The 18,355-nt window shown below is 47.2% G+C and carries 14 protein-coding genes; 6 read left to right on the top strand and 8 right to left on the bottom strand.

From position 1 onward, the window contains the following. Positions 1–81 precede the first annotated feature (81 nt). From foxA to G4551_RS05255, 3 genes are all read right to left on the bottom strand, one after another. Positions 82–2,190, bottom strand: coding sequence for a ferrioxamine B receptor FoxA (gene foxA, locus G4551_RS05265; RefSeq protein WP_085951573.1), 2,109 nt, complete (start codon positions 2,188–2,190; stop codon positions 82–84). Between the two features lie 121 nt (positions 2,191–2,311). Next, positions 2,312–3,295, bottom strand: coding sequence for a helix-turn-helix transcriptional regulator (locus G4551_RS05260; RefSeq protein WP_003838681.1), 984 nt, complete (start codon positions 3,293–3,295; stop codon positions 2,312–2,314). 124 nt (positions 3,296–3,419) lie between these two features. Next, entirely contained in the window at positions 3,420–4,325 is a 906-nt protein-coding gene (locus G4551_RS05255; RefSeq protein WP_003838683.1) for a LysR substrate-binding domain-containing protein, read from the bottom strand. Positions 4,326–4,434: 109 nt separating this feature from the next. Between G4551_RS05255 and G4551_RS05250 the strand changes: the two genes are divergently transcribed. Beyond that, on the top strand, positions 4,435–5,064 hold the full coding sequence (locus tag G4551_RS05250) for a LysE family translocator (protein ID WP_003838685.1): 630 nt from the start codon (positions 4,435–4,437) through the stop codon (positions 5,062–5,064). Positions 5,065–5,165: 101 nt separating this feature from the next. Here G4551_RS05250 and G4551_RS05245 read toward each other — a convergent pair whose 3' ends face one another. From G4551_RS05245 to pepT, 4 genes are all read right to left on the bottom strand, one after another. Then, positions 5,166–5,402, bottom strand: coding sequence for a hypothetical protein (locus G4551_RS05245; RefSeq protein WP_003838687.1), 237 nt, complete (start codon positions 5,400–5,402; stop codon positions 5,166–5,168). 96 nt (positions 5,403–5,498) lie between these two features. Continuing rightward, positions 5,499–6,128 carry a DUF2913 family protein gene (locus tag G4551_RS05240; protein WP_032937024.1) on the bottom strand — a complete coding sequence of 210 codons (630 nt, stop codon included), beginning with the start codon at positions 6,126–6,128 and terminating at the stop codon, positions 5,499–5,501. Positions 6,129–6,450: 322 nt separating this feature from the next. Beyond that, positions 6,451–7,812, bottom strand: coding sequence for a C4-dicarboxylate transporter DcuC (gene dcuC, locus G4551_RS05235; protein WP_003830889.1), 1,362 nt, complete (start codon positions 7,810–7,812; stop codon positions 6,451–6,453). Then, the gene (gene pepT / locus G4551_RS05230; RefSeq protein ID WP_003021259.1) at positions 7,809–9,065 is read right to left on the bottom strand and encodes a peptidase T; all 1,257 of its coding nucleotides are present in this window, start codon (positions 9,063–9,065) and stop codon (positions 7,809–7,811) included. Before pepT ends, dcuC begins: the two co-directional genes overlap by 4 nt. Before the next feature lie 1,316 nt (positions 9,066–10,381). On the opposite strand from pepT, the gene G4551_RS05225 reads away from it, so the two are divergent. Both G4551_RS05225 and G4551_RS05220 read left to right on the top strand, forming a co-directional pair. After that, on the top strand, positions 10,382–10,639 hold the full coding sequence (locus tag G4551_RS05225; RefSeq protein WP_003021255.1) for a YjhX family toxin: 258 nt from the start codon (positions 10,382–10,384) through the stop codon (positions 10,637–10,639). Positions 10,640–10,649: 10 nt separating this feature from the next. Then, positions 10,650–11,396 (top strand): SAM-dependent methyltransferase, encoded by a 747-nt coding sequence (locus G4551_RS05220; protein WP_003838692.1) that lies wholly within the window; start codon positions 10,650–10,652, stop codon positions 11,394–11,396. Between the two features lie 56 nt (positions 11,397–11,452). Here G4551_RS05220 and G4551_RS05215 read toward each other — a convergent pair whose 3' ends face one another. Further along, complete coding sequence (locus G4551_RS05215; protein ID WP_003838695.1) at positions 11,453–12,016, bottom strand: DJ-1/PfpI family protein; 564 nt, start codon at positions 12,014–12,016, stop codon at positions 11,453–11,455. Between the two features lie 403 nt (positions 12,017–12,419). On the opposite strand from G4551_RS05215, the gene G4551_RS05210 reads away from it, so the two are divergent. The 3 genes from G4551_RS05210 (at position 12,420) to G4551_RS05200 (ending at position 18,355) form a co-directional block, all read left to right on the top strand. Then, positions 12,420–13,532 (top strand): agmatine deiminase family protein, encoded by a 1,113-nt coding sequence (locus G4551_RS05210; RefSeq protein ID WP_032941280.1) that lies wholly within the window; start codon positions 12,420–12,422, stop codon positions 13,530–13,532. 504 nt (positions 13,533–14,036) lie between these two features. Then, on the top strand, positions 14,037–16,259 hold the full coding sequence (locus tag G4551_RS05205; RefSeq protein ID WP_003838698.1) for an EAL domain-containing protein: 2,223 nt from the start codon (positions 14,037–14,039) through the stop codon (positions 16,257–16,259). Between the two features lie 539 nt (positions 16,260–16,798). Further along, positions 16,799–18,355 (top strand): hypothetical protein, encoded by a 1,557-nt coding sequence (locus G4551_RS05200; protein WP_032937030.1) that lies wholly within the window; start codon positions 16,799–16,801, stop codon positions 18,353–18,355.

Here is an 18,355-nt window from a genome sequence, read left to right as displayed (position 1 = left end):
GATGCGCTACGCTCATCAGGCATACAATTTACACACTGCACCAGGCCGGATAAGGCGCCAGCGCTGCATCCGGCTAAAACATCAGAATTTCCAGAACACACTGCCGACAATGCTGCGCTCGGCGCCGAAGTAGCAGTATGAGAGCGAGTTACAGGCCGCAACGTAGCGCTTGTCGGTCAGGTTGTTAACGTTCAACTGCGCACTCAACCCTTTAATACCGATATTCGTTAAGTCGTAACCAATCACCATATCCACCAGAGTGTAGGACGGCAGGGTGTGAGTATTCAGGCGATCGCTGGTAATACCGTTAACGTAGCGCACGCCTGAACCCAACGTCAGACCGTCCAGCGGACCACTTTTTACATCGTAGCTCAGCCAGGCACTGGCCTGGTTACGCGGGGCGTACACTGCGCGCTTGCCCTGCTCTTCCGGGCTGCTTTTCTTATAGCGAATGTCGGTATAGGTATACGCCGCCTGCAAACGGAAGCTATCCGTCAGTTGGCTAATTGCCTCCAGCTCCACCCCTTCAGATTCAATTTCCCCAATCGAGCGGTATGGATCGGTCGGCTCTTCTTTAGTGGCTATATTCGTCTGATTGATACGGAACACCGACGCGCTGAACTGACTGTTAAGACCTTCCGGCTCATATTTCAGCCCGGCTTCCCACTGCTTGCCTTTCATCGGATCCAGCAGATTGCCGTTCTCATCGGCAAAACTAGTGGGCGTAAAGGCAGTGGAGTAACTCACGTACGGCGCAAAGCCGTTATCGAACAAATAGAGCAACGCGGCGCGGGTGCTGAAGTTGTTTTTATCCAGATCGCTGCGAGTATCCTTGATCTTATCAATATTAGAAACGCTGACCTGATCGTAGCGACCACCGAGCGTAATACGCCAGCGATCCCATGACATCTGATCCTGCAAATAGTAACCCGTCTGGCGCAGCTTGTGTTTCTCACGCGCATACATGTCAATGTAATCAGGCTTCGCGCCGTACACCGGATTAAAGGCGTCAATCGGCGGGAAAGCGCCGTAGTAACCTGTAGTATTGTTGCTGCGATCCTGATAGTCGATCCCCACCAGCAGACGGTGGTTTACCTGCCAGGTATCAAAGCTGCCGTCGAGCTGGTTATCCAGCGTAATCGCCGACATTTTTTCATCGGAACCGGAGTAGCCGCGATTAAGCTCGGTTTCATTCAACCAGCCCGCCGCATACACCTGGTTCAGCTCAACGTCGGTATGCAGATAGCGCAGCTTTTGCCGCACCGACCAACCGCTATCAAACATATGCTCAATGTTGTAGCCCACCATGTTTTCACGGCGATCGTATTTGTCATAATCATCCTCGCCTTCGTAAAAGGTATTGGAGATCTTTTGCCCGTAATGCGGAACCACGGTGCCGTCATACGGCAGACCGGAGTGGCTTCCGCCTTCCGGGTCACGGTGCAGATAGGCCATCAGATCCAGACGCGTCTGGTCGGTGATACGCCAGGTCAGGCTGGGCATCAGCGCGTAACGTTCTTCCTTCAATGGACCAAACTGCGAGTCCGCGTAACGCGTCATCCCGCTCAATCGCGCCGCCACTCGATCGTTATCATCCAGCGCCCCGGTGACGTCAAACGCCGCGCCGCGCTGGTTATTGTTGCCGGCAAACAGCTTCACTTCACCGCCCGCATCAAACGATGGCTTACGTGAGGTCAGCGCCACAATACCGCCCGGAGAGGAACGACCATACAGTACGGAAGCCGGACCGCGTACGACTTCGATATCTTCGAGGAACCACGGATCGACCACCAGCGAGCTGTGTGAGTTGGTGTCGCCCATCATCTTCAGACCATCGAGATAGACGTTATCCAGGCTACCGTCAGAAAAGCCACGCAGCACGATGTAGTCAAAGCGGTTGGAGGCGCCAATCTGATTGCTGTACACCCCCGGCGTATAGCTGACGGCCTGGCGCACGCTGGTTGCGCCCTGCTCTTCAAACTGTTCACGGGTAACGATCGATACCGACTGCGGCGTTTCAATATCCGGCGTGGCAAGCTTCGTGGCCCCGCTCTGCATCTGCGAGGTGACAACCACCGTATCGTTTTTTGTTGTTTCCTGCGCCAGCAGAGGAAAAGCCACGCTGCCGGTCACCCATCCCACCAGCAGCGCCAAGCGAGTCTTCGCGAACATGAATATCTCCAAAGGCATGTCTAATTGTAAGTGAGAATTATTACCTTTTTGCTGACGGAGATAGCTATGCCGGATGCCAGGTTGCCTATGCGCAGTGCCAAATTGTCAGGAAATCACGTGCGTAAAACGCAAATATGGATTAGCAAGGTTTGAGCAAATCGCCGGGCGAAAAGCCGTAACGGCGACGAAAAGCGGTAGAAAAGTTGGTGGCGTGCTGATAACCCGACATCCAGGCCGCCTGCTGTACGCTATATCCTTCCAGTAGATAGCCGCGCGCATGTTCCAGACGGCAATCGCGCAGGTAGTCGAATACCGAACAGCCATAGGCTGCACGGAACTTACTGCGCAGGCTGCTGGGGCTCATCGCCGCGCGTTGGGCCAGTTCATTAAGGGTGTAGTCATTTTCGGGACTCTCCTCCAGCAGTCGGCGAACGACCTCCAGCCGCTGCTGCTCACCGCTCGTCGCAAGACGTTTACCGCTCTCGACTTGACACATGCTGAGACCATGACCGAACAGTTGTAATATCAGCCCTTCCAGCATCAGCTGACGAGAAACATGGCTAATCGTACTCTGCTGCGCGTACTGCAGTCCGCTGAGTAAAAACCCCGGTACCTGCCAGATAAGCGTCGGCGTCTGGCACCTTTCCCACTCGCGCATCAACGATTCAAGCAACCCCGTGCGATACGCGCCGTCGGGATATAAACCGAGCGATAATGTCCGGAGTTTACAATCAGCATGATGACGGGCACGCATCGTCTGGTGCTCACTCAGGCGTGAGCTAAACGCCATGCCGGAGCGCACCACATGCTCCTGTCCGTTAAGCGTCAGGATCACGCAGCCTTCCAGTACCACCAGCATATACAGAGGACTGTCGTGGCGAGAAGTAGTTTCGTAGGGTTGCAATACCTGTACGTCGGAGTGCGTCACGCACATCCCGCAGGGGAGAGTCATCTCCTCAATTTCACCTTGCAGAACAGGGCTGCCAGACGGCAAATCCGGTCTTTGTGCCAACAGGGGAAAGCGGTAATCGATCCCGTAGCGCTCACCAAAATCCATAAACTCGCTGACAGAGAAAGTGCGAGCGACGCGTCCGGAGGCATTCAGGGCGGTGGTGTTGTTCATGCTGTCTTCTGCACAGGAAATGGGATTAACGGTTTATAACTGAAGCAACATTACCATTACCTGCACAATACGACAATAATAATGAGAACCATTATCAATATAGGTAATCAGCAAAATAAACAGCTTAATCCAGCCAGTTTAGATCTGCCGAGGAAGCAGACGGCGCAGCCTCTTTTAACCAGCGATACAGCAGCTCAATATTTCTGAGCCGTGTTGAAGCCTTTGGCCAGACAAGGTAATACCCCTCGCCAGTCGCCACAGCATCTTTAAACGGTAACGCCAACATCCCTGCCTGAATGGCCGCCAGGCTTAACAGCAGGTCGGCAACAGACACGCCATGACCACTCATCGCGGCAAGACTACCCTGCTCCAGGGTGTCGAACACTTTGCCTCGCGCAAGATTCAACGCCGGAAACTTCCCAGTGCGTTGCAGCCACCGACGCCAGTCTCGGCGATCCGCTGAGGGATGAATCAGTTCACAGGCAGAAAGATCGCGCTGCGCCTGCACCAGCAGTGCGGGTGAACACACTGGGATAAGCCACTCCTGAAACAGCAACCGGCTGTCGGTATCGTCACCAAAATGGCCATTCCCTAACAGGATCGCACAATCATACGGTTCACGACTGAAGGATACAGAATCGGTATCCATCCAGACGCTGGAAATTTCGATCACCGGGGTCGGATGCGCTTCACGGAAAAGACGCAGCACATCCAGAAGCCAGCGCATTGTCAACGTAGACGGCGCTTTCAGCCGTAGCTCATGACTGCTGCTGCGAAAGGCATGACACGCGTGTTCCAGACTCTGAAACCCAGCCGTCAACTGCTGCGCTAACCCTTGCCCAGAAGGTGTTATCTCGATACGCGGGCCGCTGCGGATAAATAGCTCACAGCCAAACCATGCCTCCAGCGTGCGAATATGACGGCTTACCGCGCCCGCCGTCACGTTAAGTTGAATAGCGGCTTTGCTGAACGTTCCCAGACGGGCTGCGGCTTCAAAAGCCCTCAGGGCATACAACGGAGGTAGCGTCATCGTGAGTTTCTATGTTGAGTTTTACTCACAGTAGAGCGCAGTTTTATTCGTTTTTCAATGCGCTACGTAAACGGAATACTGGTGGAAAATATCATCAGGATAATCAGGTATGAATTTCACTTTACTGGCTGCCTATAGCCTCAGCGTAGTAACCCTGCTGTTAACACCGGGTCCTGTCGTGGCGCTGATTACCACCACCGCGGCGCAGCACGGCTATCGCCGGGCTTTTCTCACGCTGATTGGCACTAACGGCGCTTCTTTAGTACTGATTGCTCTGGCTGCACTGATGCTAGCTGGCGTGGTTTCAATCTCTGCGATATGGCTTGGCGTACTGGGTCTTGTGGGATCGTTGTATATCGGAGTGATGGCGATTAACGGCCTGCGGGCCAGGGCCTCAAACCCCGGGCTGGGTGCGCGAAAACGCGATAACAGCGGGCTTATCCACGGATTTCTGACCGGGGTCGCCAACCCAAAGGACATTTTGTTTTTCGTAGCTTTTTTCCCCCAGTTCATTGCCATTACGCAAGATTTCACCACCAGCATTCTGACGCTAACGCTGGTGTGGGTTATTTTTGATCTGACGGTGCTGTCTTTTTACATCGTGGTTTTCAAACGCTGGATACCAGAGCGCTTTGCCAGATGCAGCGGTTTTATCTCCTCTCTTTTTCTGCTCGCGGTGGCGGTGTTTGGCATTATTTATAATGTACACGCACTACAAATGCTCTCACCCGCGCTGTGATCCTCAACAAATTGTTCAGCCAGACATCTCATCTTGCACCGGGAAGGATAAAATAAGAACAAATCGACATTAATATTATTAATGGATTAATAAACCCGGATTCAGAAAATATAGACGATAACATTTTCATGGCGTTCAACTGGCACCCTCACCCATGATAACGCATCAACGGCGATAGGTGCCATGTCATTTTCTAAACGAAGTAGAGGTGTATTGTCATCTGGCACAACTGTGCTTTCACCGATCTCAAGAACGCCCCGAAAAGAAATGGACATATTGTCTGACGTATCCGACAACCTTATCCATTCGGTTGTAATCACTAACTTTCGAGTAAACATTCGCTATCCTTTGCGCGTGGTATATATCCGATACTTTCACAAGTAGATCACTGCTCTTTGAACAAACAGAAATTTTTCCTCTATATCAATTAAGCATTACTTAACAGAAAGAAAATTGAAATAATGAAACTCATTCGAAATGTGTTTCACAAATTCAACCGGCAGGTTATGTTTGATGAACGTTAACTTTGCAAACTCAACATCGCCGTACACTCGAATACAGAAAGGTTTGACAATCTCGCCCTGCACGCCAAAGCACTCCTGAAGCCGGGCATCATCCATAAAGATAAAGTCACCTTTTCTGACCTTAATACTTTCATGAAGTCCTTGCCATTTCTCTGGAGTGAGCAGAAAGCTCTCCCATCCATTATTTCTCAATACTTCAATCGTATGAGTAAATTTAAAATAGTCGTTTTGCATTGTCACGTCACCACTCGATGTGGCGTACAAATATTCTATTTTAAATTTAAGTTGTGCATTGATGCTTTTTTTCTTCCCCTCATCAATTAGCCACTGAAGCTCACTGACAATGCTCTTCGAAAATATTTTTCTTTTTTTGGCAATAGCCAGCCAATGCATAATGAATAGATGCTCTGACATTTTAGAGTAGATCTTATGATCCTTTATTGCGATACCAATTGCAACTAACGCACTCCAGGTAAATGTTTCCAGATCATCCTGATAATGATGTCGTAACGTACTAACTCTTCCAGAATCCCTTACCACTTAAACCTGCCCAAATAAATCGTCATTGTTATTCCACGTTATTCTTGTATTACTCTATTAAAAAATTACTACAACTAAAATCGCCGAAATATGATCCAGATTAACTTATCCCTATGTAATAAACGTGCAAATACAATACATCATACTTATTAATCATTAATCCAGAATAGCTCAACAATGTCCAATAAGAATAATGCGATAAAGATAAAAGTTAATAATAATCACCAGTAATCAATATCATCTGCGGTGATAAGAGCTGTAATCAGAAAAAGCAAACTACCGGGCATTTAGCAAGCCGGAAGTTTGCTTGTTACAAACGAAGTTAATAGAAAATACCGATGATCAGGGTATGAGTTACAAAGCCCACAATCAGCGGTACGGCGGTACGTTTAACCACATCAAATGGCGTTATTTTCGCCCCACTGGAAACGGCAATCACCACGCCGGAAACCGGTGAAATTGCCCGCCCCATATGTGATGCCTGCTGCATCGGCAGGATCATGGCAACAGCGTTAGCGCCCATACTTGCCGCGATTTGCGGGATCAGCTCAACGAAAGCAAGGAATGGCGCATTACCCGATCCCATAATAATTGCTGCCGCCAGCGTCACCAGCGCAAACACCACCGCCATAGCAAATGGGGGTAATCCCACGTGCTCCGCCATCAGGATTAATTGATCAATGGCACCAATAACTTTAATCCCGTGGGCAAAAACACCTGCCGCAACCAGCAGCCCAACTACCCCGGTAAAGGCAGTGCCCATGCCTTTAAGGAAATGGCTGAATCCTTCGCATACTGACTTTAAATCACGCACCCGCAGCCATTCAATCAACATACAGACAGCCATCGAAATGAGCACAATGGTGATAATATTCAGGTTAATACCACTGACAAACATTTCCGATGATCCCACCGCCATCAGTATCGGAAGCATCGGGAGCAGCGCATAAAAAGCCGGGGCTTTTCCTGAGTCAGTCACCTCAGCGCTACCGATTTCTCTTGGAAGCGTCCCCGCTTTACGGTCGCAATGCCGCTGCCAGAAGAAATGGCAGACGCCGACGACCAGCACGGTTGCCAGCGCTGCGGGTCCCTGGTGGTAAACAACGTATTCCACCACATCCATATTGACCGCTTTAGATCCCCTGATAGCATCGATGGCCGTCGGGGTATATGCCACACCAAGCGAGGTGGCAATAACCCCAGCGGCTGAGGCCGCAGAAAGCCCTAACCCCAGCATAATGGGGAACATCGTCCCCATCAGCAACACGGCTAGCCCGGTGGCGGATGGAATGGCCAACTGCAGGAGGCTGGCGAGCAGATAGGAGAAAAATAGAAGCACATAGGGCGAACGCAGCGCGCGCAAAGGTTTCGTCACAACCCGCACAACCGCTTCATTTGCCCCGATATGATCCATGTAATGCGCAAATCCCATGAGCGCCATGATCATCAGGCCGAGATCGGCGGCACGCGTACTAAAGAGATCGCGCATCACCTCGAAAGGATCGAGAAATGAAATCCCCGTACTGGCAACCCCCTTCGGTAATACAGAACCCCATCCGGTTAACGCCGTACAAATCATCAACACCAGGCCAGCAATGAACAACACGGGTTCAGCGCGATAACCTTTCAGGATCAGACGCGCGACCACCACGATCACCAGTAGGGCAATTAACACCTGAATCATGACTGAGCTCTCCCCTGCGCGAACTCAGCAAAGGTTTCCTCAATGACCGCTACCACGACATCGCTGGCGGCCCGCAGTGAACGCACCGGCAGGTATTCATAAATCGAATGAAAGTTATGGGCACCGGTAAAAATATTCGGGCAAGGTAGTCCTTTCTGCGATAACACTGCGCCATCATATCCACCACGCATAGCGACAGGTTGCGGGGTAATGCCACACTTCTGATACGCGCGTAACGCAATATCAATCGGGTAGTGAGCATCGCCCTGCAAGCTATTGAACACATTGGCATAGCGATCGGTTAAATGGCAGACCACGCTGTTTTCTCCCCACAGCGCGCAGGTGCTGACGGCCAGCTGGCGGATATATGCCATACGCGCCTTATACCCCTCTTCGGTAAAATCCCGGATATCCAGCTTAAGTACCGTACGGGCGCTGTTACCCTGAAGTTGTTTTACCCAGTAATACCCTTCGCGTCCTTCCGTATACTCAGGCGCCTCTCCTCCGGGCAGCATCGCAATAAACTTATGCGCCATCAGCAGAGAGTTCTTAAGCTTACCTTTGGCCGACATAGGGTGTGCGGACTGGCCGGTAAAGATGATTTCCGCATCACCCGCGTTCCAGTTCTCATAGACAAATTCTCCAATGCCGCAGCAGTCCAGGGTATAGCCAAAATCAGCCCCAAACGCCGCAACATCAAATGCTTTTGCACCTCGTAATCCCTGCTCTTCATCAGGAACAAAACCGACCTTCACCGGCCCATGCTTAATCTCCGGATGTGCGACAAGGTACTCCAGGGCATTCATAATCGCGGCGATGGCGGCTTTATCATCTGCCCCCAACAGACTGGTACCATCCGTCACCAGCAGGTCATCACCGATATAATTTTTCAGTTCTGGAAATTCACTTTCGCGCAGATAAATTTTTAGCTCCTGGTTCAGACACAAATCCCCACCGCTGTAGTGAAGACGTTGTGCTTTTGTGTCCGCAGTCTGTTCCGCACTGGTATCGAGATGACCAAAAAAGGAAACGACAGGGATCGCGTCGTCCGTATTTGCAGGTAATGTCGCTGTCACAATAGCGGTATCCCTGACCTCAATGTTTTCCATTCCTAATGCTTCAAGTTCTACTGCCAGCAGTTTTGCCAGTTCCATTTGACCAGGTGAAGAAGGCATTATCCCATTAGCACCATTTTCCCTTGAGGTCGTGGTATTGATTTTCGTGTAGTTAATAAAGCGTTCAACAATATCCATTCCAGGAGATCCTTTAATGTATCATTTACGAGGTACTGCAAGAGAAGACCTGCATACAGCGTGGGTTGAATAATCTGAGAACAAAATAAAATCAGCACTCATCCCAGAATGCTGACTTTATGGGCATTACGACAACGATTTATAAAAAGGAAGATAAAAAGCCAGTAATTATGCCAGTAATTAAAAGCTCCGTTCTGATTGATAAAATCATATTCCCTGTCTGTTTTTACTGCATTTTCCATGGTGTTAAGCTAACAGAAGTCATAAACGGTATTCGTATATCTAAGAGATAATAAAAATCATTTAGATTCTTGCACCCAATACCGACACAAGATATACCATCGCTATATTTTTTAATGAACGAATGCTGTAACAGCAAAATGCAACCGTTTGCACCTCTCTACAAATAGCTACTTAACGCACTAAAATCCGTGAACAAAATCACAATTATTTCAAAAGCAAGAATTAACATAACGCTGAAAAACAGGCAGTTATAAGAAAAACTATATAATACCATTATAAATAAATACAAAATTACACTATTCACTATAAAATAGATTCATAGCGATACTATTTCAATAGTACCGTATGGTTCACAGAAAAAATCTGTCGTCATCACTAATGTAAAGCAACAAGAACAATAATATTAAATTATCTATTTATGATGACTATCAAAATAATATACAGAAAAAAAACCTCTCCCCTGAGAAGAGATACAGGGCAGAGGTAATACGGGTGTTAAGGACATTTTTATAGTTTTGATGATAACAGAAGAGCTTCTTGCAGGATTGAGTATACACACTTCATGACGTTAAGAAAATTCCTAAATAGAATTAAACACAAACACCATTAAAAATTCTTTTTATAATAAAGACCTGTTTATCAAATAAAACAAAATTAAGATAAGAAAAGATTAAATATCACTAATCTATAGTGTGACGCAAGTGAGACCAACTACACATCATTACGACCAATACCGCTACTGACGATGTCTGAAAATTCAATAAATTTAATACATTCATACACCGCTCAGCTAGCTGAGAGTTAAAAAATTATAAAATAAACTAAACGCAATTTTTCGTCATAGATCACATTTTCCCGACAGGACGATTCCCCTACTCGTCCAGGCTGGTATGATTCAGCAGGTAAATATCTATCAACTCAACCCGAGGCTTTGATGCTGGAGAATGTAATCATCAGATAATCAGCTTACCGACCTTTTCAGGCCGGCCTGGTTATCAATGCGCCGAAATCGAATGCGGACACCGCTGTGTGTTTGCACGTTTTGCACATGATGATTAAACAGGTTTTCCAGTATGAATTTATCCCGTCAGGAACAACGTACCTTACACGTACTCGCCAAAGGTGGCCGTATTGCTCACGTCCGTGATGCATCAGGCCGTGTCACTTCCGTCGAATGCTATAGCCGCGAAGGGTTACTGCTCTGCGACTGCACGCTCGATGTATTCAAAAAGCTCAGAACGAAAAAACTGATCAAATCCGTCAATGGTCAGCCCTACCGCATCAATACCACTGGGCTGAACAACGTTCGCGCCCAACTGGATAATCGCTAAGGAGAGAGAGATGGATATCCCGAAGATTTTTACAATCAGCGAAAGCGCACATCGCATTCATAATCCGTTCACCGCGCAGAAATATGCAACGTTAGGTCAGGTTTTACGGATGGCCCCAGGAACCCGCATCCTGGATCTCGGCAGCGGCTCTGGCGAGATGTTGTGCACCTGGGCACGCGATCATGGAATTTCCGGCGTTGGTATCGATATGAGCCAGTTATTCAGCGAGCAAGCCACCCTGCGGGCAAGTGAATTGGGCGTCACTGAGCACGTGCGTTTTATTCATGCCGATGCAACAGGTTATATCGCCGAAGAAAAATTCGATATTGCCGCCTGCATTGGTGCAACCTGGATTGCCGGCGGCGTTGCCGGAACGGTCAAACAGCTGGAACAAAGTCTCAAATCAGGCGGGATCCTGCTCATCGGCGAACCGTACTGGCGCCAGATACCCGCAACGGAGGAGATCGCTAAGTCTTGCGGCGCGACCTCAGTGACTGATTTCCTCTCTCTGCCAGAACGCGTTTCGTCTTTCGATCAGCTCGGTTATGACGTGGTCGAAATGGTACTGGCGGACCAGGAGGGTTGGGACAGATACGAGGCGGCAAAATGGTTGACGATGCGCCGGTGGCTGGAGGCAAATCCGGACGATGAGTTTGCCGTCGAAGTCAGAGAGCAACTGAGAAGTTCACCAGCACGCCACGTTACCTTCACCCGGGAATATATCGGGTGGGGCGTGTTCGCACTCATGCAGAGGTAATATATCCTGTCGGTATAGCCAGGCTGGTTATACCGACTTTTTCATCTCATCGTCGCTTACTTCATTAATACTTCAACAAATTTAGCTAACCATTGCGGATGCGCGGGCCATGCTGGTGCCGTCACCAGATTGCCATCAACGTGGGCCTGATCAATGCCAATATCGGCATAATGTCCACCGCTCAGACGGACCTCAGGCGCACAGGCCGGATAAGCGCTACAGGTCCGGTTTTCTAACACTCCCGCCGCCGCTAATAGTTGGGGCCCATGACAAACCGCAGCGATAGGCTTATCGGCAGTGTTGAAATCTTGCACCAGCTTAATGACATCTGGATTCAGTCGAAGATATTCCGGAGCACGCCCGCCGGGGATCAACAGAGCGTCGTAATCGGCGGCCCGCGCCTCGGCAAAATTCGCATTCAACGTAAAACGATGCCCCGGCTTTTCACTGTATGTCTGCGCCCCATCAAAATCGTGAATGGCGGTTTGAACGTAGTCACCCTGACTTTTATCCGGACAGACGGCATCCACACGATGCCCAAGCATTTGCAAAGCCTGAAAAGGCACCATTGTTTCATAATCTTCGACATAATCTCCGACCAGCATCAGTATCTTCTTCATTCACATCCCCCACTCACGGTTATTAATGATGAGAAATAACGGCCATCTTTACTATAGTCCACACGGTTCATGGCATTAATAAATACAACAGAACAATCGGCCAGATCACAATCCGCGGCAAGGCCCGTCAGACGGGGCTTCAGAGCCAACGGTGTGACACATGTTCATGCTGATAAATATAAATTATATATAAATATATAGTTGAGAAATTTTAATAGTAGTCAATTTCACTCATAATATAAAACGAAGAGATTGCAACGAATATCTCCTGTGATATATTCCGCATGAAACTTATCCGCAATCAATTCATTTGTTATTCAATATTTAAAACACGCAGAACATTAACTATCTATTATTATTTTATTCATCCAATATCAGATAAATATACGTAAAGGTTAATCCTATGATGACAAGACGTTCGTTCGTCTGGCAAGGTTTGGTGACTTCAACGAGTATGTTACTCGCCGGTATGACAGGCATCAGTTTTAGCCAATTTGCCCGCGCAACAGAGGACCGCCGCTGGCAAATGCCGGATGAAGGCGCACCGCATGCAGCAACCTGGATGGCGTTTGGTGCCAGTGCGGAGATCTGGGAGCCTCATCTGCTACCGGTGGTGCAGGAAAACCTGGCGCTAGTTGCTAAAACCATCGCCGCATTTGAACCCGTAAATATGTTGGTACGCGAAGAAGACAGCGAACTCGCCGCGCGTCTGTGCGGACCGTCGGTCAATCTTCTGGTTCACCCGATAGACGATCTGTGGATCCGCGACACCGGGCCGGTGTTTGTGAAAAGCGCCAGCGGTGCGCTCGGCGGTGTGGGATTTAATTTTAACGGCTGGGGCAATAAGCAAGAGCACGAACGTGATGCCGATGTGGCTGAATTCGTTACTGATTACGTTCATACCGAGTTCATCCGCTCGGCGCTGACTCTGGAAGGTGGCGGTATTGAGGTAGACGGCGAAGGCACGGCGATTATTACCGAGAGCTGCGTGCTTAACTCCAACCGTAATCCCGGCGTCAGCAAAGCCGAATGCGAAGAAGAACTTAAGCGACTGCTAGGTCTGGAGAAAATCATCTGGTTGCCGGGTATTGCCGGCAAGGATATTACCGACGGCCATACAGATTTTTATGCCAGGTTCACGCATCCGGGTACGGTGGTGACAGGTCTTGAGCAGGATCCGTCGTCCTTTGATTACGCGATCACCCGACGTCATCTGGACATATTACGAGCCGCCACGGATGCCAAAGGCCGACGGTTGAAGGTCGTCACGCTGGAAGGACCTTCTACCATCCGCCAGACTTATGCGAGTGATGATTTTGCCGCAGGGTATATCAATTTTTATCTGTGTAATGATGCCGTCATTGCACCACAATTTGGCGATAAGCGCACCGATCGTAATACCCATGCTATTTTGCAGGAGCTGTTTATCGATCGTGAAATTATACAACTGAATATTGATGGCATTGCGGCTGGCGGCGGCGGCATTCACTGCGCGACACAGCAGCAACCTCGTTAATGATTAACAATTGAGTGTATTGTGGGAAGGTGGGGAAACTCACTTTCCCGCCAATATCATAATAATTCCTTTAGAAGGATGCCTGCATAGGTTAATTTTTAATAAACAAAGTGCTAAATTAACATTTATGAAATAAACACCATTAAAAAATAACATTTTAATAGCTTTTATCGATCTTTCGTGGTATTTATGATCTGCCAAACCTATCGATAAAATCTATCAAAAAATTTATATTGATCGTTTTTATCGATCGTCTATTCTGTCTTAAATAATGGCTACTGACGGAATTTTTATTATCAGCACAGCCATAAAGATTGTTCTTCCCTGCGTTGTGAAACACACGGAAATTATCGAGGGTTACCTTTAAAAAATTTACATAACATATTTTAGAATGGTTTTCAATTAGCGAAAACATCCAAAAATACACATTTCAAACCTCCAGTCTAACCTGTTTTAAGTAGATGACTTAAATCGAGAACGGTGATAACTCACTGAGAATTGCGAATGATGATATTGCTAAGAAAAACTGAAAATATAAATTTTATTAATACATTTAGAGACTATTTTTGTGTAGGCATCGCGTTTTTTGCATTACAGCTGATCGCTGGTCATCTCAGTAAGCAAGAGGATGTTGCGGGTATAACCCTGCATTTTTACGATCTCACTTTACCTCTTATTTCTGCACTGCTGGTTTTATACCGGCAAAAGGCGCTGCCAATTTTGGGTGCCTTTTTCTTGTATGCCCTTTATTCTTACTCTTTATCTTCGGTATTCACGCTAACGGCTCAGCTGCTGGCTGCTCTCATTAGCCAGACACTCTACTTTTTCTCGACAGGTAAACGAGGCGCGGTTAGCTTTGGTCGTAGCCAGCTTACAACCCTGCGTATTGTCTGGCTCGTGTGCTGCAACGCCTTACTATTCATCTCGATTGATCACTGGCTCCAGTCGAACACTGCCTCAGCACCGATCACAAACCTTTTTACACTACAAACACTAATTAACTTACAGTGGTTGATGAACTCTTGCCTGACTGGCATCCCTTTTTGTTATCTGTTGCTTAGAAGCGTTCAAAACCCTGCATGGTGCATTTTATACATCAGACAAGTGAAGACGCTGATAAAATCCGGCCCTCCTATTCTGTATCAAGTATTATGGCTGGTGCTGTTACTCTGCATTATGTCCGCTTTGATCGTCATCAGAGAAGATATTCTTATATTTACAGACTATTCATTACTGTGGTTACTTCCAGTAATGCTGTGGGGAGTGATCTGCATTGGCCATGCTTTTATATCCCCTGTATGGGTAACAATGCTCATCCTGTTGGGATATTATATAAACAGTTATATTTCACCGGATAACTATAATAATTATTTACATAGTCTCGTGATTTCCTCCACGATAGTGTTTGTCTTTTCTCTTACGATTGTTGTTACCGGTGTACTTGTGGTCCGTAACCGAAAATATCTCCGCCGCCTCAAACAACTTTTTAGATCAGAGCCTAATACCGGACTGCCTAACTTTCAGGCCCTGCAAATGGACATCCGTAAACACGCAACAGAGTGCTTGTGTTACATCCGTTGTACAGAGTTGAATACGCTGGAGCAAACTCATGGAATAGAATTCCGTTTTGAATTTGTAAAAGCGCTAAGCGCATATGTACGTAAATTGATTAAGGATACAGGTAACATTTATTACGCACCTGGTCATGGAATAATTCTTCGCCTTAATACTGCCCCTGACATTCCTACTCTTTACAAAGACCTAAACTCTTTTCGTTTTATCTGGAAGGATTACCAATTGGGACTATCTTGTGGTGTGGCATATACCACCGAGAAAAACCTGATTAAAAATTTATCACAAGCAATTAAACATCTTAATACCCAAAGCTACATCTCGTTAATGCAGGGGCAACCGTTGTTACTCAGCCCGCAGGTGCCAGGTGATAAAATTGTCAGTCAGGCTGTCATTCGTCATATGTTGCAAAAAGCAATTGACAGAAAATCGTTTGAGCTTATGGCTCAACCCGTCGTATCAACGATGCTGGTTGTTCAGCCTATCGTTTCAACTACGGGACTGACACGTTATCACGAGATACTTATTCGGATAAAAATGGTTGATGGTAAGTTAATCTTTCCAGATACCATTCTACCGGTTGCTTGCGAAGCAGGATTACTCCCTGCACTGGATATCACTGTTATAGAGCAAACATTTCGTTTTATACAGTCACGGCAGAAATCTGACCCGAACAGTCATTTCTCCATTAATCTGACACCTGACTCGCTTAATAAAATTGATTTTCTTGATAATGTTTTCACATTGTTTAGAAAATATTCCATCGCACCTAAACGTATAATTTTTGAAATCATTGAATCAGATATCATTGACAACGCTAATGTCACTGATGTTCTGAGAGCATTACGTAAAGCAGGTTCTAAAATTGCTATTGATGATTTTGGCACAGGGGCGTCAAGCTATTCACGACTCAGAACATTAGACGCAGATATTCTGAAAATTGATGGCTCCTTCATCCGTAATATACTGACCGATGAATTTAGTCGATGCGCCGTCAGATCCTTCTGCGAAGTAGCAAAACTCAAAAATATGGAAGTGGTAGCTGAGTTTGTTGAAAATGAGGAAATTGAAAAGATGCTAATTACCATGGGTATTGGTTGGTTACAGGGATACCATATAGGGAAACCCGTTCCTATTGAGTTGGCTGAATTATAATAATAATTATATTCCTACATTGTTCCACTTACCGGCTCCCGTGCCGGTTTTTTTATTCCCTTAACTAAAACTGCATATTAATTAAGCAAAACACCATACAACTTAACGTCATAACATCGTGTTGTTGCTACCTATCAGTCTACAGATATTGCCATACAGCCATGAGTTGTAGAGCCTCCCCCCCTCCTAAAAATAAGAGTTTTTTTAGAGAATCTTTGAAATTTATATGGAGATTAACGCTCCTCCATATGGAGGTTTTGTATTGTGCAAAAAAAACGGCGAGAAGGATTTTCCTGCATGATAGGCTGGTTTAGCCTTAAAAACGTGGCATTTCCCCGAAATTAATCCCTAATGAGAAACTGACCAAGAAGCTTTAAATCGGGTGGCAACCTGAAGATTTTGGCTACCTCAGTCATAGAGTTCATAATCAATATTAGTGATCGCTGCGCTAGTCTGCATTTAGCATTACGGCTAATATCATTTGCGTCAATTATCATAGTCATTTGATGATATATCACACAGCAGATTTAACGGTAAAAATGATGACACAACAAAATAATAATCTCGCTCAGAATATTAACGATGATGAATTTTCCTCCATCACACAGGTAGAATTGCAAGTTGTAGAGGAGATTAATGCTCCCGAGCAGACCGCATCCATTATTAGCTCTTTCGTAACCTCCTGCCAGGCTCGCGGCGATCAGCCATTGGGGCAATGGTTGGATGATGAATTTCGTAAATATCCACAGATCTGGAAAAACGAAGAAGAGTTACTAAACACTCGTCGGCAGATAATACGGTCTACGGAAGCCTTTAATCAGTCTCGCGACTCATTACAGCAGCATATGGATAAAGGTCGTAGCCGTGCCTCCTGGTTGGCTGGCGAGATAGAAAAAAATGCAGCAGTTTCCGGTTCGGTACACGTAGGCCAATACGCCAGCCTTATCGATAGCGCCTTGGTAGACGCTAACGAAAATGCGCGCAAAACAATCACCACGCTGGCCGGGAATATCAACCAAAACCCCAATCTAGATGGTCTTGTTGCGGAACAGCATCACGTCGATACATTTAATATCGATGCAACCACCAAAGGCAGTCCGTATCGTGCACGGGTTGTTGGTTCACAGGAGCTAAACTCCGTTGATATTGAGATTGTTGACGGCAACGGCAATGTGGTCTGCAAATATCAGTCGAAATATGGTGCTGACTCAAACGCCACAAATACACAGCTCAATCGGGGCGACTATAACGATCAACAAGCGCTAGTTCCCGAGGGGCAAGGCGCAGATGTGGTCAACAGCACAGAGGTTATTGAAGCTGACGGAGTGTCTTCTCAGCCACTTTCTAAAGAGAAAGCAAAAGAATTACAGAAAAAAGCTCAACAAGATGCCGAAGCACGTCAGTACGACTGGAATGACACTAATCGTATTGATATTGCCAAGCAAATTGGTAAACAGGCTGTGCTCGGTGCCTGTATTGCGGTGGGTATGCAGGGAACCAGAATCCTTGCAAGGCGTGCCTGGAATCGCCTGAACGGTCGTGAAAATCCATCCACTAGTGAAGACCTCAACGATTTTTTCGAAAGCTCGCTGCGTACCGGTACGCAAACAGCTATACAGGTTGCTGTTTCCGGAGCGGTCGTAGTCGCTGTCAAGAACGGCTTTCTTGGCGCAGCCTTACGCAGTACACCTGCGGGCCTAATTACCAATATCGTCTGCGTGGGCATACAGAATGCAAAGGTACTTTATAAACTGGGCAAAGGTGAACTGACTGGAGAGGAAGCGCTCGATGCCATCGGTAACACCACTATAACCACGACAATGGCTATTGCTGGTGCAACGGAGGGGGCCACGTTGGGCGCAGCGATTGGTACCGTATTTGGTCCAGTCGGTACAGCCGTTGGAGGGTTTGTTGGCGGTGTCGCAGGTGGTATAGCGGGTGGGCAAATTGGTGAAATCGTCTATAACGCGGGCAAGGTTGTTGCCAAAACAGCTGCCAAAGTCATTGCCAGTGTTACTGAAAATACGAGTCATGTCATTAAGTCCTTTAGCCGGGGTATCAGTAACTTTGCCTCAAACCTTTTCTCATTCTGGTAA

The organism is Citrobacter freundii ATCC 8090 = MTCC 1658 = NBRC 12681, assembly GCF_011064845.1.
Classification (GTDB): domain Bacteria; phylum Pseudomonadota; class Gammaproteobacteria; order Enterobacterales; family Enterobacteriaceae; genus Citrobacter; species Citrobacter freundii.
This window is presented reverse-complemented; position numbering and strand designations above follow the sequence as displayed.